Consider the following 761-nt stretch of genomic DNA (forward strand, 5'->3'; position numbering starts at 1 on the left):
AACTCCGTTTAGAATTCAATATTCCACTTGTAAAAACATTGTCATTGAATAGGTGATTTTATGATAAAATATATTATAAAAAATATGACAAGAAAAATAATAGCGGTTTTATTAATAGTTTTCGGTTTTTCGTTTCATCTTTTTTCTCAAAGCAATAATACGGTTTTGACTTATAACGAATATATGGGAAAAATAGAATCTCTTATTCCCGAAATGAAATTAACCGCTTCGGCGGAGAGCAACGCTTATAATAATTTGATTAAAGCGAAAAGCAGCGGAGATATTAAATTCGATTTGCAAGCGGGAGCGATTGGAATGCAAAATCATTTTAATCAATATAGCATTTTGCCAGAATCGGATTTTCATTATAACGGTTTCAGAGTGGGAGCGGGATTTAGCGGACTTATTCCATATTCTGGAACGAGATGGTCTGTGGAAATTCGCCATGACGGTTATTTTGGAGATTTTGAAAGCGGAGATATATCTTTAATTCCTATGCAAAATATTCCGCCGTTAAATTTTGGAACTAATAATTTTAAATATTATTCTCCGAGTATAAAAATTGAAATTGCCCAACCGATTTTGAGAGATTTTTTCGGAAAGCTTGACAGATATACGATTAAAGACGCCGAATATCAATTAACCATCGCAAAATTAAAAAGAATGATAGACGATAACGCCGTTTTGAACTCTTACAGAAAACTTTATTATCAATGGATAATGGCAAGAAAATTAATCGCGTTTTATGACGATATGATAAG

At 32.1% G+C, this 761-nt stretch carries 1 pseudogene; it reads left to right on the forward strand.

Annotated features, from left to right (window positions below):
• Positions 1–84 precede the first annotated feature (84 nt).
• A pseudogene (locus EZH24_RS12975) lies at positions 85–761 on the forward strand (TolC family protein); the annotation flags it as partial.

The organism is Brachyspira catarrhinii (assembly GCF_005518285.1).
Taxonomy (GTDB): Bacteria; Spirochaetota; Brachyspiria; order Brachyspirales; family Brachyspiraceae; genus Brachyspira; species Brachyspira catarrhinii.